Annotated in this window: 20 protein-coding genes; 9 read left to right on the top strand and 11 right to left on the bottom strand. The window is 35.7% G+C overall.

Features of this window, described 5'->3' with window-relative positions; genetic code table 11:
* The first annotated feature begins 154 nt into the window (after positions 1-154).
* Positions 155-1,888, top strand: coding sequence for a MutS-related protein (locus Bccel_RS21415; RefSeq protein WP_036944855.1), 1,734 nt, complete (start codon positions 155-157; stop codon positions 1,886-1,888).
* A 55-nt stretch (positions 1,889-1,943) separates the two neighbouring features.
* Positions 1,944-2,825, top strand: a complete 882-nt coding sequence (locus Bccel_RS21410; protein WP_050753710.1) for an alpha/beta fold hydrolase — start codon at positions 1,944-1,946, stop codon at positions 2,823-2,825.
* A 90-nt stretch (positions 2,826-2,915) separates the two neighbouring features.
* Here the strand turns inward: Bccel_RS21410 and Bccel_RS21405 are convergent, their stop codons facing one another.
* Positions 2,916-4,175 carry a hypothetical protein gene (locus tag Bccel_RS21405; protein ID WP_036944854.1) on the bottom strand — a complete coding sequence of 420 codons (1,260 nt, stop codon included), beginning with the start codon at positions 4,173-4,175 and terminating at the stop codon, positions 2,916-2,918.
* A 341-nt stretch (positions 4,176-4,516) separates the two neighbouring features.
* Between Bccel_RS21405 and Bccel_RS21400 the strand changes: the two genes are divergently transcribed.
* Positions 4,517-6,958 (top strand): EAL domain-containing protein, encoded by a 2,442-nt coding sequence (locus Bccel_RS21400; protein WP_050753709.1) that lies wholly within the window; start codon positions 4,517-4,519, stop codon positions 6,956-6,958.
* Here the strand turns inward: Bccel_RS21400 and rhuM are convergent.
* Together rhuM and Bccel_RS30425 are read right to left on the bottom strand one after the other, a co-directional pair.
* Positions 6,846-7,079 carry a RhuM family protein gene (gene rhuM / locus Bccel_RS32645; protein WP_409372135.1) on the bottom strand — a complete coding sequence of 78 codons (234 nt, stop codon included), beginning with the start codon at positions 7,077-7,079 and terminating at the stop codon, positions 6,846-6,848. The genes Bccel_RS21400 and rhuM overlap by 113 nt on opposite strands.
* An 85-nt stretch (positions 7,080-7,164) precedes the next feature.
* A complete protein-coding gene (locus tag Bccel_RS30425) occupies positions 7,165-7,320 on the bottom strand; it encodes a virulence RhuM family protein (protein ID WP_154673503.1) in 156 nt (51 codons plus the stop codon).
* A gap of 247 nt (positions 7,321-7,567) precedes the next feature.
* Here Bccel_RS30425 and Bccel_RS21395 point away from each other — a divergent pair, with 247 nt between their 5' ends.
* The 4 genes from Bccel_RS21395 to Bccel_RS21380 all read left to right on the top strand — a co-directional run bounded on the left by Bccel_RS21395 (position 7,568) and on the right by Bccel_RS21380 (position 11,675).
* Complete coding sequence (locus Bccel_RS21395; protein WP_050753708.1) at positions 7,568-8,458, top strand: copper amine oxidase N-terminal domain-containing protein; 891 nt, start codon at positions 7,568-7,570, stop codon at positions 8,456-8,458.
* Position 8,459: 1 nt separating this feature from the next.
* Positions 8,460-9,455 carry a hypothetical protein gene (locus Bccel_RS21390; RefSeq protein WP_050753707.1) on the top strand — a complete coding sequence of 332 codons (996 nt, stop codon included), beginning with the start codon at positions 8,460-8,462 and terminating at the stop codon, positions 9,453-9,455.
* A gap of 329 nt (positions 9,456-9,784) precedes the next feature.
* Complete coding sequence (locus tag Bccel_RS21385; protein WP_050753706.1) at positions 9,785-10,675, top strand: copper amine oxidase N-terminal domain-containing protein; 891 nt, start codon at positions 9,785-9,787, stop codon at positions 10,673-10,675.
* Between the two features lies 1 nt (position 10,676).
* Complete coding sequence (locus tag Bccel_RS21380; protein ID WP_050753705.1) at positions 10,677-11,675, top strand: hypothetical protein; 999 nt, start codon at positions 10,677-10,679, stop codon at positions 11,673-11,675.
* A 42-nt stretch (positions 11,676-11,717) separates the two neighbouring features.
* On the opposite strand, the gene Bccel_RS21375 is transcribed toward Bccel_RS21380, so the two are convergent.
* The 6 genes from Bccel_RS21375 to Bccel_RS21350 all read right to left on the bottom strand — a co-directional run bounded on the left by Bccel_RS21375 (position 11,718) and on the right by Bccel_RS21350 (position 15,964).
* The gene (locus Bccel_RS21375; RefSeq protein WP_036937108.1) at positions 11,718-11,897 is read right to left on the bottom strand and encodes a hypothetical protein; all 180 of its coding nucleotides are present in this window, start codon (positions 11,895-11,897) and stop codon (positions 11,718-11,720) included.
* A 37-nt stretch (positions 11,898-11,934) separates the two neighbouring features.
* Positions 11,935-13,002, bottom strand: coding sequence for a DUF58 domain-containing protein (locus Bccel_RS21370; protein ID WP_050753704.1), 1,068 nt, complete (start codon positions 13,000-13,002; stop codon positions 11,935-11,937).
* Between the two features lie 3 nt (positions 13,003-13,005).
* On the bottom strand, positions 13,006-13,977 hold the full coding sequence (locus tag Bccel_RS21365; RefSeq protein ID WP_036937110.1) for an AAA family ATPase: 972 nt from the start codon (positions 13,975-13,977) through the stop codon (positions 13,006-13,008).
* 83 nt (positions 13,978-14,060) lie between these two features.
* Positions 14,061-15,086, bottom strand: a complete 1,026-nt coding sequence (locus Bccel_RS21360; protein WP_050753703.1) for a copper amine oxidase N-terminal domain-containing protein — start codon at positions 15,084-15,086, stop codon at positions 14,061-14,063.
* A 297-nt stretch (positions 15,087-15,383) separates the two neighbouring features.
* Positions 15,384-15,746 carry a spore coat protein gene (locus tag Bccel_RS21355; protein ID WP_036937112.1) on the bottom strand — a complete coding sequence of 121 codons (363 nt, stop codon included), beginning with the start codon at positions 15,744-15,746 and terminating at the stop codon, positions 15,384-15,386.
* On the bottom strand, positions 15,743-15,964 hold the full coding sequence (locus Bccel_RS21350) for a hypothetical protein (RefSeq protein ID WP_050753702.1): 222 nt from the start codon (positions 15,962-15,964) through the stop codon (positions 15,743-15,745). The genes Bccel_RS21355 and Bccel_RS21350 overlap by 4 nt, the downstream gene beginning before the upstream one ends.
* Before the next feature lie 259 nt (positions 15,965-16,223).
* Between Bccel_RS21350 and Bccel_RS29785 the strand changes: the two genes are divergently transcribed.
* Together Bccel_RS29785 and Bccel_RS21340 are read left to right on the top strand one after the other, a co-directional pair.
* Positions 16,224-18,401: a dockerin type I domain-containing protein gene (locus Bccel_RS29785; protein WP_050753701.1), complete on the top strand. Its 2,178-nt coding sequence runs from the start codon at positions 16,224-16,226 to the stop codon at positions 18,399-18,401.
* Between the two features lie 495 nt (positions 18,402-18,896).
* Complete coding sequence (locus Bccel_RS21340; RefSeq protein ID WP_036937115.1) at positions 18,897-20,354, top strand: aminotransferase class I/II-fold pyridoxal phosphate-dependent enzyme; 1,458 nt, start codon at positions 18,897-18,899, stop codon at positions 20,352-20,354.
* Between the two features lie 218 nt (positions 20,355-20,572).
* Here the strand turns inward: Bccel_RS21340 and ytaF are convergent, their stop codons facing one another.
* Both ytaF and Bccel_RS21330 read right to left on the bottom strand, forming a co-directional pair.
* Positions 20,573-21,220, bottom strand: coding sequence for a sporulation membrane protein YtaF (gene ytaF, locus Bccel_RS21335; protein ID WP_050753700.1), 648 nt, complete (start codon positions 21,218-21,220; stop codon positions 20,573-20,575).
* A gap of 358 nt (positions 21,221-21,578) precedes the next feature.
* Positions 21,579-23,342, bottom strand: a complete 1,764-nt coding sequence (locus Bccel_RS21330) for a LamG-like jellyroll fold domain-containing protein (RefSeq protein ID WP_036937118.1) — start codon at positions 23,340-23,342, stop codon at positions 21,579-21,581.
* Between the last annotated feature and the right edge of the window lie 304 nt (positions 23,343-23,646).

The raw sequence follows: 23,646 nt of genomic DNA, 5'->3' as shown, positions 1-23,646 counted from the left end.
AAATTAGCGAGATATGAGAACTGTTTGACCGGTTCTCATATTTCATTAAGAACATAATAAACGGTAATTTGAAAATGCTGCATAAAAGATTAATATCTACATTAACACTTTTAATATAATCAGTTTTAATATAATAAAAATAGGGGGGATGCATATGGAGGTAAGTAATTTATCTGAATTTATGAGCTTGCTTTGGCCGGATTTGGGGAAATTAAAAGAGGTAAAGCAAGTCGTTTCTGAAGATGATTGTATGGTTTCAAATCTTGAATTGAGTGAGATTGCAAAGGCTCTAAGCCCGGACTCAATACATTTGGTATCAATAAGAGATATCTTAACTAACTTTAGTGAGGATATTGATGTTATAAATTATAGGCTGGACATTGTTGAAGATTTACTTCAAAATCCTATAATAGTCTCGTGTTTTAAAAAGATACTGCCATTATTGGATGAAATGGCAATTGTAAGTTCCCGGAAAATATCACATGAAGTCCTTTTGCAAGAAACGGCTTCTCGAGTTGGTGAGCTTGAGACTTATGTTACTTGTATACTGGAATTGAAAAAGGCTTTTGATGATGCAGGAACAAACCTGAAATCAGATGGACTAAAGAAGCTTTACAAAGCTGTAAAAGGTGTAACTGAAGATAATATATTCAGGTCAATGGAAAAAGAGCTTCCTGAACTTTTGAAGGGTCTCAGAAAAATATCAAGTGTTACACTGGGAATAAATTTTAATGCGAAACTCAATCCAATTGAATTTACTATAGTATCAATAAATGAAGAACCATATAAAGAAAACACATTGCTAAACCGTTTATTTAATAAAAAATCATCTGAACAATATACTGGAATTTCACCAATTGTCACAATTGAAGCTGTAGAGACTTTGAAGTATAATCAGGTCATAAAAGAGCCCAATCCTTTTCATGTTGCTATTTTCAGAGAATTGGACAAGATAACTCAATCTGCTGCAAAACCTATAGCACAGGCTATAGCCAAATATATAAAAATAAATGCAAGGCTGTTACTTGATATAAGAACTGATATGGTGTTTTTGTTGGGAATGGAAAAGTTGATATCAAATATGAAAAAATCAGGGCTTAGAATGTGTAAACCCAAGGTACTGCAAAAGGAGAAGAGGCAGTGCAGCATTAAAGGAATGTATAACATTAATCTGGCATTAAACATGCACTATAAAGATCCACAAGTGGATTTAACCACAAAAATTATTTCCAATGATGTTAATTTTGATGAGAATGGCAGAATATTTATCCTGACTGGACCGAACCAGGGTGGTAAAACAACCTATACTCAGGCTATAGGGCTAACCCAGATTCTTTTGCAGTTAGGCTCATATGTTCCATGCGATAAGGCGGCCATGAGTCCGGTAGACAGGATATATACCCACTTTCCCGTGGAAGAAAGGCCTGATTCCAGATTGGGAAGATTGGGTGAGGAATCAAAGAGGCTTAATGATATATTTCAGAAAGCAACTGGATACAGCCTTATTTTATTAAATGAATCACTACAAAGTACCAGTCCTTATGAAGGGTTTTACATATCAAAAGAGGTTACCATGGCATTAAAACTTCTTGGAGCACGTTCAGTTTTTGCAACCCACTTTCATGAACTAGCGGAGGATCTGGAAAACCTTAATTCAAATTTACCGGGAGACAGCAAAATAGTCAGTCTGATTTCGGGTGTCATAGAAAATAGTGATGATAGCGATCTTGAAGCAGCAAAAAGAACTTACAGGATAGTGCCGGGTTTACCCCAGGGGAAAAGTTATGCAAAAGATATAGCTTCAAGACATGGACTAAGCTTTGAGAAGCTGGCATGTACTTTAAAGGATAGGGATATTATAGAAGAAGTACCTCCAACATTGTTATAGGGGTATTAAAATTAATAGATCTAGATCTACAGGAATAAATATGAGGGGGAATAATATGATTAAAAAAATCATTTCTTTGACACTTTCTACAGTACTTATTTTTGGTATAACAAGTGCAGCTGCTGCATGTAACAAACCTTCAGTAAGAGATGGTAATTTCAGCGGGAAGTTGAATGTAGGCGGATATTCAATGTATATCGAAGTGGAAGGTAAACGTCAGCATGGACTGCCTACTGTAGTATTTGAAAACGGTAACGGTGACAGCCATGAAATTTGGGACAAGGTTGCACCGGAAATAGCTAAGAAAACCCGTGTTGTTACATATGACAGAATTGGCATAGGTCAATCGGATTCTCCCGATAGAAGCAAAGTGAATTACACTGCGGCAGGTGAAGTACAGCGGCTCCACACCCTTCTTAAGAAAGCTGGAGTAAATGGACCTATCGTTTTGGTGGCACATTCCATTGGTGGACTGTATGCCCGTGAATATAAGTACCTTTATCCTGATCAGCTTAAAGGAATTGTATTCATTGATTCTGCAGTGGAATATCAAGAAAGTAACGCATTTCCAGAACTTGATAATGAAACAATACTGGCAATGATTGCAGCTGGGCTGTCAGGCGGTACCGGCATTCCGTATGAATTGAGTGCGAATGACTTAATTAACACTTACAAACAAATTGATACGGCTCAAGCAACTGACCCTCTGAGAAATCTTCCCATTGAAGTATTGTCAGGAGGAAACCACGGAGCTCCGGAAAACTTTGAAGTGATTTTGGCTGAAGGACAAGCATATATAGCCAGCCTGTCTAACCTTTCTATCCATAAAACAGATCCAAACAACGGGCATTATCTACATCAGGACAATCCGTCCTTTGTAATCGATGGCATCAATGAACTGCTTGCACGGTTAAAATCTGCTAACCATAATCGATAGGTGAAATTCAACAGAAATTACAAAATCTAATACCTGAAAATTGTGTGCAAAAAAATAGACCAGCAAGCAGAAAATTGTTTGTTGGTCTTTTTATCTTTTATGTCTATTTATAAGCATTTCCAATTCAATGTCTTCTATATCCTCACAACTGTAGCGTGCTTTGTTGTATGAAGAAGTCAGATCTGAAACGTCCTCTTTATAAACCCTTTCAAGCTCTTTGGCAAGTTCATTTGGTGTAAGGCTATTTTTAAACCCAAAGCCTTTTTTTATAAAGCTGAGTACTTTTTGCCTGTATATAAACCTGACTTTATCTCTGTTTGTCAAAAGGTCTTTCCAGGACCTTTCTTTACTGAAAAGGTGTAAAAAGCTTTTTACATTAGGCCAATAATTTGAAGGAGACTTTAGTAAAATTTCTCTTTCATCCACATACCCAAGTGTATTTTCTTTAACTATATTTTCTTCTGACTTGTTTGAAAGCCATATGGCTATTTTATGTATGAACTTAAAAATAACATATATGGTCAGGATTGCAAAACCTATTATTGCTGCTACTCTTAATATATTTGATATTACTTCAAGAATAGAAATATTGTTTGAAAATTTCTTGCCAAACATCTGTATTTCATCAGTTTGGACATTGCCATTTGTATTGAAAGATAGATTGCTAAAAAAACTATAGATCACTAAAACTACAGATTTAGCAAGAACTATTACAGAATTCCAAAAAGGCTTGAACCTTGATAAAGCAATAATTAACACCAATATAATGATTAATGAAGTTATGTTAAACTTCAAAATTGTGGAAGGGATATGGTTTTTGTCTCCTAATTTGAAAAAGGCTCCCTTCAGTTGGTCCAAACTGCAAAGGGATAGAAACACAACTATCATGAAAAGCCCGGCAATATTCAATAAGCCAACGTATGGATATAGGCTTTTTGACATGAGAAACAGCACGTTGAATACAAAATATGTGGCCAGGAGTAAATTGAAGACTGGTATAGGGGATTGTTTCATCCAATTGCTCTTGTTTATGCGAATTCCTCTGAATATTGAAAATGATGCCATAATTGCATATATGACGGAAAATGATTCAAATGAACCAATGATGAATGAAGCAGTTATCCCTATTATTGAGCTGATGACCACATAAATAGCATTGGATTTATTCCTAAGAAACCTGCTTAATAGTATACCTACCAAATAATAACCAACCAGCCCTGCAATAACCGTAAGAACTTGGCCATTTGGATATGCATATATGGTTAGGGCAAGCAGTATGGGAAAAATAAATAAAATTTCAATGGCTGATTGCATTAGCTTAATTGTAACGTGTTTTACAAAGTTTGGCATATAGACCTTCCTTTTAGCTGAAAGACAATCTTTTAGAGATAATGAATCAAATAAATTTGTTTATCAGATGTAATAATATTAATTTACCTCTCACCTAATATATTACCACATAAGCAGTAAAAATAATATCGTAATTATGCATAATGTAATCGTACAAGACAGCACTCGTTTAAATAGGGGCATGCAAAATGCAAAATTTTTTGGGTTATTTTTTCAACAAAAAACGCCGATATTTTAAAAAATACCCTTGTACACCCAATCACTTTCATTAAGCTATGATACATATGTTAGCCTGTGAGTTGAAAAGCTGCTAATCAGTATATATAAAAAGGGGCTGAAAAATGATTTATTCGTCATTTTTTTCGATATTGTTCTTTTCCGTATGCATTATTTCACTGGTCAGCGGGATACTAGTCGTAATAAACAATCATAAGGCACCTGCTAATCGGTGCTTTTTTGCCATAATTATATCGATTAATTTCTGGTCAGCAGGGCTGGCTCTTGCAAACATTGCTCCTGATACTGTGACATGCGAAATCTGGCGACGGTTTTCAGCCATTGGCTGGGGAACGGCTTACAGTATTATCCTTCACTTTATATTGATTATAGTCGGAAATAAAACCCTGCTTAAGAAATGGTGGTTCTATTTATTGCTATATCTGCCTGCCGTTATTACTGTATTTGCTTATGCAATTCCATCCGGTATAAATCCGGCACCGTATAAGCTACTTCATACAGAATTCGGCTGGACTAACGTAGCCAGCATCAATGAGTATAGTATATGGGATTGGATATTTTTCGTCTACTATATAGGATATGCGATTACCGGTTTGGTAATTTTGTTGCTGTGGAACAGAAAAGCGGTAGAGCATAGCATAAAGATGCAATCCCGTGCTATATTTCTTTCTTTTATGGCAGCTTTGATACTTGCATCATTAACAGATTTGGTGTTTGGTAATACCTTGGCCAAATTACCTCAAATGGCACCGATAATTTTGCTGATTCCTATTGTAACAATATATCACACTATCAAAAAGTATGGTTTTATAGTATCTAAGCCATTTGGCAAAAAAGCTAGTTATATGCGTATTATTATCAGTGTTATTCTGTATTTGATTTTTGCTTTTTTGCATATTAATATACCATCAAATAGTAGTTTATTTGGGTCGGATTATTTCGGAGGAGCTACCCTTAGAGGAATAGTAACGCAGTTGCAGATGATTATATCAATATATCTAGTACTAAAAGAAGATACACCGGGATATTTAGCAGCCGTTCTGTTGAATGTCGGCAGTATATTAAATTCAATAAATTTCATAATTCACAGCAAAACAACCGAGCCGCTGCCCGGGATCATTTCTAATATAGGTGTAATTTTACTGGTAGTACTTATAGCCACTTTTAAAAAGGAAACCGCCTCTAATATTGAAAAAATAAATAACCAAAGGAAAAGTCTTGAGGAATCTGAAAAAAAATTATTTCGAATGGCCTATTATGATTCCTTAACAGGATTATATAATAAAGACTGGTTTGTAGAACATTTGAACAAATCAATACATGCAGCAAAAAGAAATGTTTCCTTGATAGGCGTAATATTTATTGATTTAGACTCTTTTAAATCAGTTAATGATACAATGGGGCATACAACGGGTGATATGCTTCTAGGGCTGATGGCAAGTCGGCTTTCTTCCTGCTTGAGAGAAGAGGATACTCTTGCCAGATTTGGCGGAGATGAATTCCTGATAATGGTTTCCAATATTGAAAAACCGGAAGATCTCTATAAAATATGCGAAAGAATTATGGGTGCTTTTAAAGATTCGGTCTTAGTTCAGGATATGGAGTATTTTGTTACAGCCAGCGTCGGTGTGGCGGTATATCCGATAGACGGAGAGGACTCTGAGACTTTGATAAAGAATGCTGATATAGCCATGTATTTAGCGAAAAATAAAGGGAAAAATCAATGTATTTATTGTTCATCAGATATTAAAAACGGCACTGTTAAAAAGATGAAATTGACGAATAACTTGTACAGAGCACTTGATAAAAATGAATTATTTCTGTATTACCAACCTCAGATAAAAGCAGAAACACAAGAAATAATCGGATTTGAAGCACTTTTACGATGGAATAATGAAGAATATGGGATTGTTTCTCCCGATGTTTTTATACCAATGGCAGAACAAACTGGACTGATAAGGCCAATTGGATTGTGGGTTTTTAAAACTGCCTGTGAACAGCTTAAAGCATTCCAGAGCATATATAATAAAGATATCTGCATGTCTATAAACTTATCATTGGAGCAGTTGAAAGATACCGGTATCGCTGATAAAATCAGCAAAATATTGGAAGACACAGAAGCTGGTGCTAAAAACATCCAGATTGAGATAACAGAAAGCATTGCTTTTAATGAAGATCATTCTGTTTTGCAACATCTAAAAGATATTAAAAACCTTGGAGTTTCAATATCTATAGATGATTTTGGCACAGGTTTTTCATCTTTTACCCGGCTTAAAACATTCCCAATTGATTTGATAAAAATTGATATTGACTTTGTTCGTGGAATATCTTCAGGATCTCAGAAGGATATGGCAATTATTAGAAGTATTATTCAGATTGCAAAAAATCTTGGAATTGATGTACTGGCAGAAGGTGTTGAAACAGAGGAGCAGTTCAAGTTTTTGAGAGACAACCAGTGTGATATAATTCAAGGATTCTACTTTTACAAGCCCATGCCGGCAAGTGAAGTGGAATCAATATTAAGTTTTTTAGCATTTTATCATTAAGCACAAAACCTTTAAGTATAAACTCCTGCGGGGTCTTTGTTGCCCACTTTCTAAATTGTGTTGCTTTTTTGGAATTCACTCTATATCCTTCAGAAATAACCGCATCTAGATTATAGAACATAATTTCCCAATCAACCCGCCGTTTTTCCTCTAATCGAACTACTCGAAAATTTCGAGTAGTTCGATTTTCTTCTAGCTCACGGCTTTTATATCTCCTGCAAGTGGTAAGTGATGGTGTTTGATTCAGCATCAAAAAGTTCAGCCATAGAATTTTGTGTCAGCCAGAAATTTTCATCAGCAAAATAATCTACATTCTGAGTTCCTTGTTCTATGGAATATAGAATGATTTTCTCTTCTTGCATGATGTCCCTGCTGGTAATATTTAATTTACCAATCCTTATTATATCGTTGTTCCATAAAGTTTAAAATAATAAAGATCAATGTACTCTTTAGCTAATATGTAATTTTTATGAAAAAGTAGCCGATAAACTTATTATAAGAGTACTTTATTAAGGGGAAAATGAAAAGCTTTAACATAGAAATTATATTGAAATAACTGTAAGTGATGATACTATATAATATATATTTAAAATTTAGGAGGTAATTTACATGAAAAGGATAATTATAGCTATAGTTTCGGTTATTACATTAGTTATCGGTATTGCAAGCTTTGCAAGCTCTCAAGATATTACAGTGAAAGTCGATGGAAAAACAATTGCTTTTCCTGATGCTCGTCCTTTTATTGATAGTAAAAGTAATAGAACTATGATACCTGTCAGGTTTGTAGCTGAAAATTTGGGCTGTAAAGTTGACTGGAATAGTGAGTTAAAGGTTGTGTATATAAACAAAAATGGAATATTAATAGAATTGAAAATAGGAGTTTTAGAAGCTATTGCAGATGGTAAGGTAATAGCCCTTGATGCAAAGGCAGTTATCAAAGAGGATAGAACTTTTGTACCGCTGCGTTTTGTCAGTGAAGCTTTAGGTGCAAATGTGGAATGGAACGGATCCACAAGGACTGTATACATTACCACCGGCAAAACATCACCTACATTGGCACCAAAAGTGACGCCAGCCCCAACATCTATAGTCAATGAGGAATACAAAAAGATAGCAGATATGATAAGAACGGTGATTGAATTGGAGATGGCAAAAGAATGGGATAAGGTTTATAACTATTTATCACCAGAATCTCTTAAAAAGAAAGGAATAACAAGCAAAGATGGTTTTGAAAAGAAGTATGTAAAATTAAGCGGTAGCTATAATAATTTGATGAAATTGAAAAATCTGAAGGAATGTTATACCAAATGCTTGATTGAGAAAATAAATGATACCAAGGTAAGAGTTATATACGGAGTATATGGATATCCCAAGCCAGATGGTTATGCAATGTATTATGATTCCAGAAACTTAGTAAAAATAGACAGTAAATGGTACATAGATATAGAACCAATAATTGTAAAGAACACAGAACCGTTTTTATACGAGGAGGGTTATTAATTTGAAAAGGATCAAATTGAAAACAAAAATAATTATACTGATAATATTGGTGGTATACTTGACACAATATGTTTATGCTCAAATAAGAATAGATTATTATGATAATAGATATTACATAGACGATCCATTAATAAATGTGGTTAGCGGTGAAAGTGAAATAGATAAATCGGAAAAAATCATACTGGATTACGATGATACAGATGGTACATATAAAACTGTTTTTCGTTTCTATACATGGTGGCATGCAACATGCCACCATGTAGGCCATGATGAGTGGATACAATACAAGGTTTTTAAGGATGGCAGTCCGCCAGAAATGCAAGGAACAATGATAACATTAAATCAGTTGCCTCTAAGTACATACGATGCCAATAATCATAATTGGGGTGAATGGGCTGAGATCGAGAGGTTAGAAGCTACAGAAACGGATGACGGGTATGTAAAATATAAAAGGGAGTGTAAATACCAAAAGGGTTGGTGGGCAACTCTTGGAGCCCATGAACCTGATTATAAAACAGAAGTGATCCCTAAACTGAGTATAAAAAATCCGATAGTTACTCCTACTCCCACTCCTACACTTAAACCTAAACCGTCAGCGGCTCCAATAGGAAAAATAAAATTTGACCCTCCGTCATGCGAGTGGCGGAATCTTCCCCAGAATGTCAGGGTTTATGTTGATGGAAATAAAACAACAACCCAGTATGATTCGGATATAAGGCAGTATAGATACACAGTTACGGTAACAGATCCTGTCACATTGGAAACCACAACAGAAACAAGGACAGGCAGTACTTATTGGAGAGTTGAACAGGATTGGACAATAGATAAATTACTTGTCACAGGTCCCCTCTTAGACGGTGATAAAATTATTGATGCCGGCGGAACTATTACCATGACAAAAGAAGGTATTGGACAATTAAATGCTTGTGTATACAGTTGGAAGCCCGGTACTGCAAAATGGGTGTCGGGTGATCCGCCACGAGGGAGCTGGTTCTAAGGAGATAGAACAAAAGCTTAGGCAAGTTGAAAATATAACTTCCCGTATAATTTCGCTTCCGTGTTAACTTAACTCGTGAACACGCGCTCAAAGCGGCAAGTAATTTTTCAATCATGCCTTAGCTTATAATTTTTGTGGCATTATCTTTAACCTCTTTGACTATATTAACAAATTCCTTCCGCTTATCTTCATCAAATAATTTGATAAAGCTTTGGGGCTTATCAAAGGGAGGCCTGGTAAACTCTGCTATGCTCTCAACATAATATATTGAAATAACTGTAAGTGATGATACTATATAATATATATTTAAAATTTAGGAGGTAATTTACATGAAAAGGATAATTATAGCTATAGTTTCGGTTATTACATTAGTTATTGGTATTGCATGCTTTGCAAGCTCTCAAGATATTACAGTGAAAGTCGATGGAAAAACAATTGCTTTTCCTGATGCTCGTCCTTTTATCGATAGTAAAAGTAATAGAACTATGATACCTGTACGGTTTGTAGCTGAAAATTTGGGCTGTAAGGTAGACTGGAACAGTGAGTTAAAGGTTGTATATATAAACAAAAATGGAATATTAATAGAATTGAAAATAGGAGTTTTGGAAGCTATAGCAGACGGAAAGGTAATATCCCTTGATGCAAAAGCAGTTATAAAAGAGGATAGAACTTTTGTACCGCTGCGTTTTGTCAGTGAAGCTTTAGGTGCAAATGTGGAATGGAACGGAGCCACAAGGACTGTATACATTACCACCGGCAAAGCAACACCTACAATTGCACCAAAAGTGACGCCAGCTGCAACATCTATAGTCAATGACGAATACAAAAAAATAGCAGATATGATAAGAACGGTGATTGAATTGGAGATGGCGAAAGAATGGGATAAGGTTTATAACTATTTATCACCAGATTCTCTTAAAAAGAAAGGTATAACAAGCAAAGAGGGTTTTGAAAAGAAGTATGAAAAATTAAGTGGTAGCTATAATAATTTGATGAAATTGAATAATCTGAAGGAATGTCAAACCAAGTGCTTAGTTGAGAAAATAAGCGATACCAAGGTAAGAGTTATATACGGATTATATGGATATTCCAAGCCTGATAGTTATGCAATGGATTATGAATCCAGATACCTGGTGAAAATAGACGGTAAATGGTATATAGATATAGAACCAATAAATGTAAAGAATACAGAACCGTTTTTATACGAGGAGGGTTATTAATTTGAAAAGGATAAAATTTAAAATAAAAATAATTTTAATAATAATATGTGTAGTATACTTGACACAATATGTTTGTGCTCAAATGATAATAGATTACTCTGATAATAGATATTACATAGATGATCCATCAATAAATGTGGTAAGCGGTGAAAGTGAAATTGATAAATCGGAAAAAATCTTAAAGGATTATGATGATACAGATGGTACGTATAAAATTGTTCTTCGTTTCTATAAATGGTGGCATGCAACATGTCAACATGTAGGCCATGATGAGTGGATAAGGTACAAGGTATTTAAGGATGGCAGCCCGCCAGAACAGGTAGCAACAATGATAACATTCAATCAGATGCCTCTAAGTACATATGATGCCAATAATCATAATTGGGGTGAATGGGTTGAGATTGAGAGGTTAGAAGCTACAAATAAAGAAGATGGTTATATAAAATATAAAAGGGAGTGTAAATACCAAAAGGGTTGGTGGGCAACTCTTGGAGCCCATGAACCTGATTATAAAACAGAAGTGATCCCTAAACTGAGTATAAAAAATCCGATAGTTACTCCAACTCCCACTCCTACACTTAAACCTAAACCGTCAGCGGCTCCAATAGGAAAAATAAAATTTGACCCTCCGTCATGCGAGTGGCGGAATCTTCCCCAGAATGTCAGGGTTTATGTTGATGGAAATAAAACAACAACCCAGTATGATTCGGATATAAGGCAGTATAGGTACACAGTTACGGTAACAGATCCTGTCACATTGGAAACCACAACAGAAACAAGGACAGGCAGTACTTATTGGAGAGTTGAACAGGATTGGACAATAGATAAATTACTTGTCACAGGTCCCCTCTTAGACGGTGATAAAATTATTGATGCCGGCGGAACTGTCACCATGACAAAAGAAGGTATTGGACAATTAAATGCTTGTGTATACAGTTGGAAGCCCGGTACTGCAAAATGGGTATCAGGTGATCCGCCACGAGGGAGCTGGATTGATTAAGAAATTTGTATCGTAGAATAAATATTATAGGGAATTCTATATTTATCTTCCCCTAACTCCATCTATAATGCCTGCAATAAATGCTAGTACAGGTATACTTGCCAAAAAAGTTGTAGCAATAATACCACACAATTTTAATTTCCGAATACTTTTCTTTTTGCCTATAAAAAATAGTAATAAAGATACCACTAAATATATTATATAAGCATTATACGTTTCCAAGTTCGATTCCTCCCTTATAGTTTGAAAGGATTAATAATCACTTTTCTTCCAAACTGAGTATTTCCACAGCACAGCCTACATCTTTTATCCTTTGAATACTTTTTTCAATCTGTGCGTCAACATAATTGGTTACAACTAAAAAATCAGCGTTATTAATAAAATTATCAGGCAAATTATCCATAAATGATTGAAACATAACTGACCTTTTAAGCTGCATCATGGCCATTGATTCCAGTAATAGGTTTATATGACCGGCACTACAGCCGGCAGGTATAAGTACAGGTGCTTTCTCGTTCTCTGATGAATGGCAGTTACAGCAAAAACCTGTTTCAATGCTTTTTGACATCATGTAGCTGGCGATTGATGCACAATAAGATATTGCATTTTCCATAAGTTCTACATCGGTATTATCGTCCCAGCTGTCTTCGTTTGATTGAATATTCAGAAGTATGATAATCTTCATATTTGATGTGTAGTCCCTATTATAAACCTTAATGCTGCCGGTACGGGCAGTAGATTTCCAGTCTATCCTGTTCATGGAATCACCATATTGGTAATCCTTTATGCCTGAAATCATAAAAGGGTCGTCAATAATCCAGCGTCGTACAACGGTATCCCCCATCCAGCTGTGGCACGACAGTTTTATATTATCTATAGGTATTATTTTGGGGTATACCAATATGCTTGCATCTAAAGTCAATTCTTCATAGGTTTGAACAATATTAAACGCATCATTGCATGATAGCACTGCAGATTTTAGTGAATAGAAGCCGCGTTTACTGCACTTTAGAGTATGCTTGCGGGTTATTCTTGTAAAAGGCATGATGCTGAAAAAGCTTCTGTGATGTTGGTGCTTTATGTCTAGATTGGCCTGTTTTTGGAACTGGAGGTGAGGGTCGATTTCCGACTCCAATTGAAGCCAGAGAATTGGAATTAGTTTATGGTTGGATATTATTTCAATCATCTGAACATCCTCACCTTCAAAGACGTTGGAGGAGCCAAATGACCTTGAGTATGTAACGCCCTTAAGTCCCCAGCGTTTATAAATAGCTGCCTGAATATAAACTATAATCAATGTTGATATGATCAACAAACCGGCACTCATAAATTATCTGAATCCTTTCGATAACTTTTCCTCTGACGGCACTGTAGTATCTGATATTATTTGATCCAGAACATTACTCTGGCTGCCTGTGCTTCTTCCTAAAATGGAGCTTTTCAATATTAGCCTATGACAAAGTACAGGCTTCACAAGGTATTTTACGTCATCAGGAATTATAAAACTACGGCCTTTTAGTATTGCATGAACCTGACAAGCTTTTAGAAGAGCCTGGCTTGCTCTGGGACTTGCGCCAAGAATAATATCAGGATGGTTTCGAGTCTTTTCTATGATATCAAGAATATATTTTAAAATATCATCGCTTGCATGTACACTGCTGTAGGCACTTTGTGCATCCATAATGTCATCAGAGGATGCAACAGGTTTAATATCCTCTATTGGATTATTTACAATAAAACGTTTTAAAATCTCAATTCCCTCATCATTTGTCGGGTAGCCCATTGAAATTTTAAACAGGAATCTGTCCAGCTGTGCTTCAGGTAAAGGAAATGTTCCCTGCGTCTCAACAGGGTTTTGGGTTGCTATGACCAAAAATGCTCTGCCAAGTTCTCTAGTCTCTCCGTCTATTGTAACCTGCCTTTCCTCCATACATTCCAAAAGGCTCGATTGAGTTCTTGGTGTAGCCCTGTTAATTTCATCAGCCAGAAGAATATTCGAAAAAACCGGGCCAGGACGGAACTGGAATTCACAGCTTTTTTGATTATAATAATTTATACCGGTTAAGTCGGAGGGCAGCAAATCGGGGGTAAATTGGATTCTTTTGAAGGAACAGTTTAAAGATCTGGCAAGAGTCTTTGCAAGTATAGTCTTTCCCATACCGGGAACATCTTCTAAAAGTATGTGCCCGGATGTAATCAAAGCGATTAATGAGAGGTCGATTATCTCATCTTTTCCAACAATAACCCTGCTAACATTTTGCTTTATCTTTAAAGCAAGTTCTCTTATTTGTTCAATTTTCATATAAGCACCGCCATATGTATTATAAATTAAATTATTATATATAAATTTATCGAATAAAGTTTATTGTTACTTAATACCACTTTTTATATAGTATAGGTTAAATAAAGTACGTGATCCTTATATTCATACTGTAAATTCAATTCTTTACACACATCAAGTATAGGCACCCTATTTTTATCTGCAGGTTTGGTATTTAGGACAGTGTAACTTCCTTCATTCTCGTCGTCACTAAAATATCTAAGCTGATAACCATTTGATATGGAGTCATATTCGTTATATACCCTAAGGACCAATTTTGCAAGAAGATTGTCTGCATACAATATGCCTTCCTCTTCTATAAGCTGACAGCCTATAAACTTATAATCAAGTTCTTCACCATCTATAATCAATTTTATATCTTCAACCATATTTGTAGGGTGGTTGGTGATTTCGTCTGTAAGAGTTGGGGATGCTGGTGAAGGGGTAGGCAGATTATTTCCATTTTGATAATTGCTAGAAGGTTCGGTTGTCGGTGTTTGTGAAGGTACATCAGTTGTTATATTTTGTGAACTTGGTGTAGGTAACGGAGTAGAAATAGAAGTAGAAATAGGAGTGGGAGTAGGAGTAGAAGTAGGTGTAGATACTTGTTTTTTTTCTGAGTCAGTCTTGTCAACAGATACTAAATAAGCAGGTGCTTCCGTGCTTATCATAGCTGCATTAATAGATTGGTCCCAGTGGACATCCATATCTAAAGATTCTGCAAGAAATCTAATGGGCACATAGGTTCTTCCCTGCTTTATTAGAGCCGGAACATCCATGTTAACGCTTTTTCCATTGACCCAGCAGAAAGGTGTATTGATTATCAAATCAATATTATTTTTGTCTTTGTTAATTTTCACCATTCTTTTGTCCGGTATCCATTCGAAATCAGCGTCAATATATTCAAGTATTTTACGTATAGGTACCATTATTCTACCGTTTACGTTTATTGGCTGTATATTTGTGAGTTCTTTCTTATTAAGAAATACCTTGCAAAAAAAGGATTCGGTATGACCTGTACCGCTTAGGATGGTAAAAAGCAAACAGAGTGTAACTGTATAAAGCATTGAATACTTCAAAAGTTTAAACATTTAGTGTCTCCTGACTAAGTAATTATTGTAGAATTGCTTTTAATAATATTAAAGGCTCAATATTGTTATTGAAAAAATGTCGATTTAATGGAAATAAAGAAAAAACTAGCATTACGACTTTCTAAAAATACCATAGTGTTTATCTCAATGTCAATGTAATGAAATGTATTAAAATGTACAAAATTGGCTATTTCAGCTAAAATAATGCGATAATGATATTATAAATTTAATCTAAAAAAAGAGGCTGCTCCCTGGTTTATAAGCAGCTTGCAGCTCTCCCTTGTTTTTAATGTAATATCACTGCTTGTATGGTAATTGGGTTTTGTAATTGGTGAAAACCTCAAAGGTATCGGTAACCTGCGGTGGAGTAGCAAGATCCGCTTGATATTCACCAAGGTTGAATAATTCTGTGAAAACTCTGTTGTGTATGTCCTGATTCCTATTTCGGTTGTCAATGGCACATTGTCTTAATTCCTCATTAATAAGCTCATTTATAGCTATCTGGTAACTTATGAGATTGTGCTTTGTTGTTAGCAGTATATCGTTTAATCTGTCTCTAAGGTTTACATTAGCATCCTTAACCTTTGGAAGTTCATTTGAAACAGGCTTACCGATTTTCTGCACTCCTGATTTTGATGTTACTACAGATTCGTTTATCATTGTTTAGCCTGACCTCCTTGTGAGTTATTTGCCTGCCCAATAAATTCAAGCAGATTAGTGTAGTTTTGCTGGGATATTCTTGAGGTATCAAAAAACAGTTGCCTGTATACCGGGTTAGTTTCCTGGTTGGCATATTGATAGCATTTTTTAGCGGTTAATAGCTCCCAGGAAAGCATGTCGTTAATATAGGCCAGTTCTTTTGTAGATAGGTTTTTCATATTGTTTATCGTTCCTTTCTAGATAATTGAATTAAAAGTATATTCAACATTTTTAGTATTGGCATTATGTTATTTTATTATTAATAGTAAAACTTTTATTTATTATACTGAAATCTTGGCAGAAATATGTAATAATATTATTATAGAAAAGTTTTCTAATGTTATTTTAAATTTCTATATAGTGAATTAAAAGTTGTTAATCTTATTGTTGATGTTGATTAATAGCTTATAATAAAGTTTTTATCTGTAGGGGAATTTTATGAGAAACCAAATTTTTAAGCTCTTTTTAAGCATCATGGGTGCATCGGTCATAATGTTTCTTTTAAGCATATCTTTGTCCGCACATCCCATGAGCGGTGAGAAATTCCAGTTTAAGCAACCTGATGGAACCAGAGTGGCAGTTAAGGTTTTTGGCGATGAATATTATCAACGGGTAGAAAGTGAGGACGGCTACACTTTGGTGAGAAATAAAAAGGGTAGCATATGTTATGCGAAACTTGACAGCAGTGGAAAGCTAGAAGCAACAAACAAAGTTTATAATGGTAAAGCTTTAAGTGAAGATGAAGCTAAATCAATTGGAATCAATAAAGGTATATATGAAGATAAAAATATTGTATTAAAACATGTAAAGGAAAAGCGTAGTGAAATTCAGCTAAATGCACCATTGGAGGAAGAAATGCTGGCAGCATCTCCAACACCTCTGCCGTCAGGAGTTCCTGTAATAGCTACTGCAACACCCTCAAAGGTTAGCGGATTGGTAGTCCTGGTTGACTTTCCTGATGTAAAGAGTGCTGTTGCGACTAATGTGATAGAGCAATTATTTAACAAAGCTGGTGCCGGTTCTGTGTACGATCACTTTTACAATATATCTGGACAGAAATTGGAGTTCACCAATAAATTTATAGGGTTTTACACAGCAAAGTATGAAAAGGGCCATTATGACAGTGGCACAGGATATGCCGGATCCACTGAACTTATGAAGGAAGTTTGTGCATGGCTTAATGCAAATCAAAATTTCACTACTGATGGTCTTTCTTTGAATGCAGATAAATCAATAATGGCATTTACTTTGCTTTATGCAGGAACGCCTGATGCAGGTTGGGCCAATGGGCTTTGGCCTCATTCAGGAGGGTTTAGCTATGTTTTTAAAAATGGTGTAAGAATTAACAGCCATCAGTTCTCAAACATCGGATCCAAACCCCAAACCTCTACCATAAATCATGAGTGTGAGCATATGATATTGAAATGGCCGGATTATTATGATTACGACAATGATTCCAAGGTTATAGGCAAGTTTAATAACTTTGTAAATCCTTATGGCAGATGCGTTGTAAGTAAATTTTACAATATTAAATGGTTAAACGGACTTCCTGATGGGTCAGTTGTGACGGTTCCTGCAGGGACAAGGGATGTACTGGGATACATAAACACTAAAAACAATAATGAGATGTTCATAGTAGAAAACATTCGGAAAAAAGGTGACTGGGCAACTTTTCCCGGAGAAGGACTGATTATCTGGCATATTGACAGGAAGGGAAACAATAATTATCAGGATATGACTGCTACAAAGCATTATATAACATCAATAGAACAGGCAGATGGAAAGTTTGATATGGAAAAGAACGTTAACACTGGTGATACAGGTGATTTTTTCCGAGCAGGTTATAAGGACAAGTTTAACGATGTTACAACACCGAACTCAAAATGGTGGAATGGAACCAGTTCCGGCTTTAATATTTCAAATGTAAGTGCTATAGGAGACAATATGACTTTTGTCTTCAGCAGCACATCAGATGCCATTACACCAAAACCGACATCTACACCAACAGCAACCTTAAAACCAACGTTTACTCCAACGGTAACACCAAAACCTACATATACTCCAACATTAAAGCCAACTATAACTCCTACGCCTACGCAAGTTAAAACTTTCAAACTATCAGGGTATATAGCACCGGATTTTACATATTCACCTGATGCGGCACCCATAGTAAAGGCAGGATTCAAGGTTGAGCTGATCGGTACAAATATCGGTTATGCTATGACAGATAGTAATGGTTACTTTAACATTAGTATTCCTGCGGCAGGAACGTACTTAATTAAAATAACCAAGCAGGGATTTTTGGAAATACAGATTGAAAATGTTTTGATAAATGGTGATTTGTCAATAGGTACGCAACAAGCTCCGGTATTACTATGGGCAGGGGATTTTCCTGCAAATGGTGTCCAGGATAGTATTGTAAATATGGCAGATTTGCTTTTAATGGCAAAGGTATTTAACACTACAAAAGCCGATCAGAATTATGCTTCAGTTTATGATGTGAATTCCGACGGTGTTATAAACATTACTGATGTAATAATTATTGCAAAACATTTTAATGCTACCTCAAGCAATTATCCCCAGATAGCTCCGTTTTACTTATCAGGTAATAATTAAATAAATATAATTTTACTTAATTTATCTTAATTTATAAATTTAGTCCCTTTAATATTGTTTAAGAGTGATTTTACTGGATTTGGTCCATAAGTAAAATCACTTTTTAATTTACAGAAAATTTTTACAATATGTAGCCATCATAATTTATTTTTAATATATTAATACAGGAAATATCATATTTAGTCATGATAAAAGTAACTTCCACTATCAATTTGGTTCCTGTGTTGTCTTAACTCGTCAACACTTGCATAGAAAGGGGAAGTAATTTTCATTCATGCTTTAACTACGGTTACAGGTGAATATAATTATGTGAAAAGAAGCTGATTACATACATTTTATGTCTTTGAGAAGCCTACATAAAAAACAAATTTTAATACTAAGAGTGACTGATATCGTAAACTTATCAAATTTTTTCACTATAACCGTTGTTGATAAAGGCATATTGTTTGTCGTTATGTATAAGAAGACTTTATGCCTGTTTTGGGGGGATGAGGTTTGGTAGGTCTGAACCAGGATAGAACACCACTATTTGATGCGGTAAAAAAGTATATACAGGATAATGTTGTACAATTCCATGTGCCGGGACATAAGCAGGGCCGGGGCATAAAGGAATTTTGCGACTTTGTCGGCGAACACGTTCTTCAAATGGATGCAAATGGAATGGAGGAGCTTGATTTTGCCAACAACCCTACAGGAGTGATATATGAGGCAGAAAGGCTAATAGCTAATGCGTTTGGGGCACAATATGGGTATTTTCTTGTCAATGGAACAACTGCAGGGGTTCAAGCAATGATTATGAGTGCCTGTGAACCCGGTGACAAGATTATATTGCCGAGAAATGCACATAAATCAACTATTGGAGGAGTAATTCTAAGCGGGGCTATGCCTGTATACATACAGCCTGAAATAAATGAGAGATTAGGTATTGCAATGGGAATAACCGAAGAAAGCTTGAAAAAAGCCATAAAAGATAATCCCGATGCCAAAGCTGTTTTTATAATAAATCCAACCTATTATGGTGTGGCTTCCGATATGAAATCAATAACAAGAATAGCTCATAGACATGGTATGGCAGTAATTGCAGATGAAGCCCATGGAGCACATATGTCTTTTCACAATGATTTTCCGCTGACTGCTATGGAAGTTGGTGCGGATATGAGTGCTGCCAGCATGCATAAAACAGGAGGTTCAATGACCCAGAGCTCCGTTTTGCTATTGAGGAGCAATTTAATTGCACCGGGCAGGGTCAAGCAAATACTGAATCTTACTCACACTACCAGTTCATCATATGTCCTTATGTCTTCTTTGGATATTGCGAGAAAGCAGCTAGCTACAAATGGAAGTGAGTTGTTGGATGATGCCCTGCAATTGGCAAGGTGGGCAAGGGATGAAATAAATAGTATTGATGGATTATACGCATTTGGAAAAGACCTCGTTGGAACACCTGGATGTTTTGACTTTGATGAGACCAAGCTTGGTATTAATGTAATGGGGCTTGGATTGACCGGATACCAGATTGAAAAAAAGCTTAGGAAAGAATACAAAATTCAAGTTGAAATGTCTGACCTTTACAATATATTATGTATCGTGAGTATTGGACATAGAAAGGAAGACATGGATACTCTTGTAAATGCACTGGAAGATATAGCGATAAAGCAGGGGGTGCGGGAATATAAGGCAGCGACTATGCTTCCTCACAATCCCCAAATGATAGTGTCCCCTAGAGATGCTTTTTATTCAGATAAAAAGGTTGTAGCTTTAGAAGATTCTGTCGGCGAAATTGCCGGGGAAATGGTAATGGCTTATCCTCCAGGAATTCCTGTTGTGTGTATGGGAGAAAGAATATCAAAAGACATAGTTGAATATATTAAGCTCCTCAAGGAAGAAAAATGTCAGCTTCAGGGAACGGCCGATCCTTATGCCAATAAAATCAGAGTTTTAGGTAAGGAATGACAAAAATATTACTTCCGATTTTGAGCGGGTGTTGACGAGTTAAGTCAACACATGAGCGAAATTATAGCGGAAGTTATATTTTTTGTTATTCCTAAGGAATGATTTAGTTTCCAGACATTAAAAAATCCCCTATAGCGGGATTTTTTAATGTCTGGGCGGTATGTAAAATTAGTATGGATTTTGTCATTGAGAATATGAAGTTATTTCTAAGGCACTTCTTAGATAAGTCTTGATATACCCAAGGCTATAAGTAATATGCCGGGGATTATAGATATAATCTTCTTGTTAATCCGGCCGTATGATGTAATTCTGTTACCAATGAATAAGCCAATGTATAGGAAAATCAGTTGGAAAAAGCCAACTGCAAATGGAATAAGAATTGATTGGCATCCTGCAAGAGAACTTCCTATTCCCACTCCGATAGCATCTAAGGACAGGGCGAAACCCAGCAAAATTGACTCCCGCAGGTCTATAGTTCCTGACTTGTCAAAATCAACTTCTATAGGGTTTCTTATGATTTGTATTGTAATGCCCAAAGACTTAATAGCGATTTCTAAAAGCGTGCCTGTTCTGACAAGTTCTTTTTTTCGGGGGGATTCATTACTTCCCATAATTGATTGAAGGATAATCCAAATGCCCATGAAGAATAGTATACCCACTCCTATAAAGTTGGACAAATCCTTTGAAAGAACGCTGCTCAAAGTTTTACCCAAGGCTTGGGCAACAGCCGAGTAAATAATTGAAAAAAAACATATAAACAGCTTTGAACCCAAAGGAATTCTTATCCGCCTCAAACCATAAACTGTTCCTACTCCCAATGCATCAGTACTTAGGGATACGGCAAGCAAAATAATTGTGAAAGTCATTATTACCAACTCCCGGTGCAATAATCTTTGTTATAATACTTTTATATAGTTCCTGTTATTTACAGAAGGCTCGAAATATTATGGTGACATACTGTTGAATTGCCTAATAATTAGCCGTCTAAAGTCATTATATGATTATACATAAAGATTTGTTATCATAATAAGACACTATAATTTCATAGACATAAAAAATAAAGAAGCAATAGTGCAAGGGATTTTGTTCCTATGACATTGTCTTGAGAAAGTAAAAAGGACGGATTGAAATGATTCAACCGTCCTTTTTAGTGCTTGCCTTGATTTTTCAAGAATCTAGTTCTATTTTATATTTGATATACTAATAAATTTACAAAATCAATGGTTAGTTTACTGTCAAATTCCGCAGGTATCCTATAAATGCAGTACCGTTTGAGTAATTAACATTCTGGATATTCGAATCTTTTCCGTGATTGATGCTGAAGCTTTGTGAGCAGGCTAAAGTACCGTTAATATAAAGTTCAGCTACTGAGCCGTTGTATTGAATTACAGCGGTGTTAAATTTACCAAGAGGTATAGTTTTAGAACTATTTGTTATATTGGAATTGTTCCAGAGCATTGATATAGTACCGTTTGGTTCAACATTTGCACCTATCCACCTGTATGATGACCCCCCAATAATTATAGGTCTTCTGTAGGAAGGCAATGAATCTATTTTAAATTCAAAACTAATTGAGAATTTGTTAAAGTTAAAGGAAGATAGGTACGGAGTTTGAATAACGCTTCCTGTTGGGCTGGAATAAGGATAGATTCCATTTGAATAAACACTTCCGTCAGATTGATAAGGTGCATTGTTCAAAGTTACGTTGGAATTTTTACCGGTTAAATCAGCTGCAGTATTGTTGAGAGTATATTTTGCTACCAAAGGAGTAGAAGGTGCACTGTATACAGTCAAGTTGCGAAGATAGCCAAGGAAAGTTGTGCCATTTGAATAATTTGTATTCTGGAAGTTTGCATCACCGCCGTTAACAGGCTTGAAGTATTGTGAGCAGACAAGAATTCCGTCAAAGTAAAGCTCGGCCACCGATCCGTTATACTGTATTATAGCAGTGTGGTATGTGCCAAGCGTGACAGTTTTTGAACTATATGTGTAGTTGGAGTTATTCCAAAGGAGTGATATAGTACCGTTTGATTCAATATTAGCACCTATCCAGCGATAGGAGTTACCACCGACAATTATTGGTTTTCTTGAAGTTGGATATGAGTTTATTTTAAACTCAAAAGATACACGGAAATTATTAAAGTTAAAAGCTTTAAGATTTGGCGTCCTGACAGTACTTCCTAAGGTACTGGAATAAGGATATATGCCGTTTGAATATATGCTTCCATCAGACATGAAAGATGCATTTGTCAAGGTTATATTTGAGTTTCTACTGGTTGAATCAGCTGCAGTATTGTTAAGGGTGTACTTTGCAATGGTATAAAGTGAAGGTGTACTATATATCTCTAAATTCCGCAGATATCCGGGGAATGCACTTCCGTTTGAGTAGTTTATATTGAGGAAGTTTGAGTCACCGCCATTGTTCAGGGTAAAGCCTTGTGAACAAGCCAGAGTGCCGTTGAGATAGAGCTCAGCTACAGCACCGTTATAGGAAATTACAGCAGTATTAAATACTCCAAGGCTAATAGTTTTAGTGCTAAATGTAAAATTGGAATTGTTCCAGAGTAATGATATGGTACCGTTCGGTTCAATATTGGCACCTATCCAGCGGTAGGCAGAACCGCCGATGATTATGGGTTTTCTGTATGAGGGTAATGAAGTTACCTTAAAATCAAAACTTATGCGAAAATTGTTAAAGTTAAAGGATGACAGCCATGGAGTTTGAATAGTGCTGCCTACCGATGCATCCGGATAAGGATATATACCATTTGAATAAACACTTCCATCTGCCTGATGTGGTGCATTTTTTAGTGTTATGTTGGTTTGGATTCCTGTTGAATCAACTGCTGTGTTATTAAGGGTATACTTTGCTATTTGAACAAGTGCGGAGCCATCTGCTGCAACTGCTGCAGATATTTCATAAATCTGAACAATCATCAATGAGACTATAACTAGTAGTGAAATAAAACCTCTTGTAAATTTTTTCATAATAAACCATCCTTTCGAAGATTAAATTAAATAATCATTTCCTTAAATTTAGCCGGCTGTAGATACCAAACTGTAAAGTTTTATATAGGTTTGGCATCTCTTTAAGCATGAATGAAAAATTATTTCCGCTTTCTACGCGAGTGTTGACGAGCCAAGTCAGCACATGAGGGAAATATATAGCGGATGTTAATTTCTAATCATTACTTAAACATATAATATAGCTAAACTATTTTTTTTGACTAAATTGGCGATGAAATGTTATTTATTCGAAATGAAATGTTGAAAGATCATGATGGATGGTTTA

Source organism: Pseudobacteroides cellulosolvens ATCC 35603 = DSM 2933, from assembly GCF_001262605.1.
Taxonomy (GTDB): Bacteria; Bacillota; Clostridia; order Acetivibrionales; family DSM-2933; genus Pseudobacteroides; species Pseudobacteroides cellulosolvens.
The sequence above is the reverse complement of the archived record's forward strand: the minus strand, read 5'-3'. Positions and strand labels throughout refer to the sequence as shown.

Excerpts from the sequence above, each read along its gene's own strand:
- Bccel_RS21415 (WP_036944855.1), top strand. The coding sequence starts at position 155 with ATGGAGGTAAGTAATTTATCTGAATTTATGAGCTTGCTTTGGCCGGAT.
- Bccel_RS21410 (WP_050753710.1), top strand. The coding sequence starts at position 1,944 with ATGATTAAAAAAATCATTTCTTTGACACTTTCTACAGTACTTATTTTT.
- Bccel_RS21405 (WP_036944854.1), bottom strand. The coding sequence starts at position 4,175 with ATGCCAAACTTTGTAAAACACGTTACAATTAAGCTAATGCAATCAGCC.
- Bccel_RS21400 (WP_050753709.1), top strand. The coding sequence starts at position 4,517 with ATGATTTATTCGTCATTTTTTTCGATATTGTTCTTTTCCGTATGCATT.
- rhuM (WP_409372135.1), bottom strand. The coding sequence starts at position 7,079 with ATGTTCTATAATCTAGATGCGGTTATTTCTGAAGGATATAGAGTGAAT.
- Bccel_RS30425 (WP_154673503.1), bottom strand. The coding sequence starts at position 7,320 with ATGCAAGAAGAGAAAATCATTCTATATTCCATAGAACAAGGAACTCAG.
- Bccel_RS21395 (WP_050753708.1), top strand. The coding sequence starts at position 7,568 with ATGAAAAGGATAATTATAGCTATAGTTTCGGTTATTACATTAGTTATC.
- Bccel_RS21385 (WP_050753706.1), top strand. The coding sequence starts at position 9,785 with ATGAAAAGGATAATTATAGCTATAGTTTCGGTTATTACATTAGTTATT.
- Bccel_RS21370 (WP_050753704.1), bottom strand. The coding sequence starts at position 13,002 with ATGAGTGCCGGTTTGTTGATCATATCAACATTGATTATAGTTTATATT.
- Bccel_RS21365 (WP_036937110.1), bottom strand. The coding sequence starts at position 13,977 with ATGAAAATTGAACAAATAAGAGAACTTGCTTTAAAGATAAAGCAAAAT.
- Bccel_RS21360 (WP_050753703.1), bottom strand. The coding sequence starts at position 15,086 with ATGTTTAAACTTTTGAAGTATTCAATGCTTTATACAGTTACACTCTGT.
- Bccel_RS21355 (WP_036937112.1), bottom strand. The coding sequence starts at position 15,746 with ATGATAAACGAATCTGTAGTAACATCAAAATCAGGAGTGCAGAAAATC.
- Bccel_RS21350 (WP_050753702.1), bottom strand. The coding sequence starts at position 15,964 with ATGAAAAACCTATCTACAAAAGAACTGGCCTATATTAACGACATGCTT.
- Bccel_RS29785 (WP_050753701.1), top strand. The coding sequence starts at position 16,224 with ATGAGAAACCAAATTTTTAAGCTCTTTTTAAGCATCATGGGTGCATCG.
- ytaF (WP_050753700.1), bottom strand. The coding sequence starts at position 21,220 with ATGACTTTCACAATTATTTTGCTTGCCGTATCCCTAAGTACTGATGCA.
- Bccel_RS21330 (WP_036937118.1), bottom strand. The coding sequence starts at position 23,342 with ATGAAAAAATTTACAAGAGGTTTTATTTCACTACTAGTTATAGTCTCA.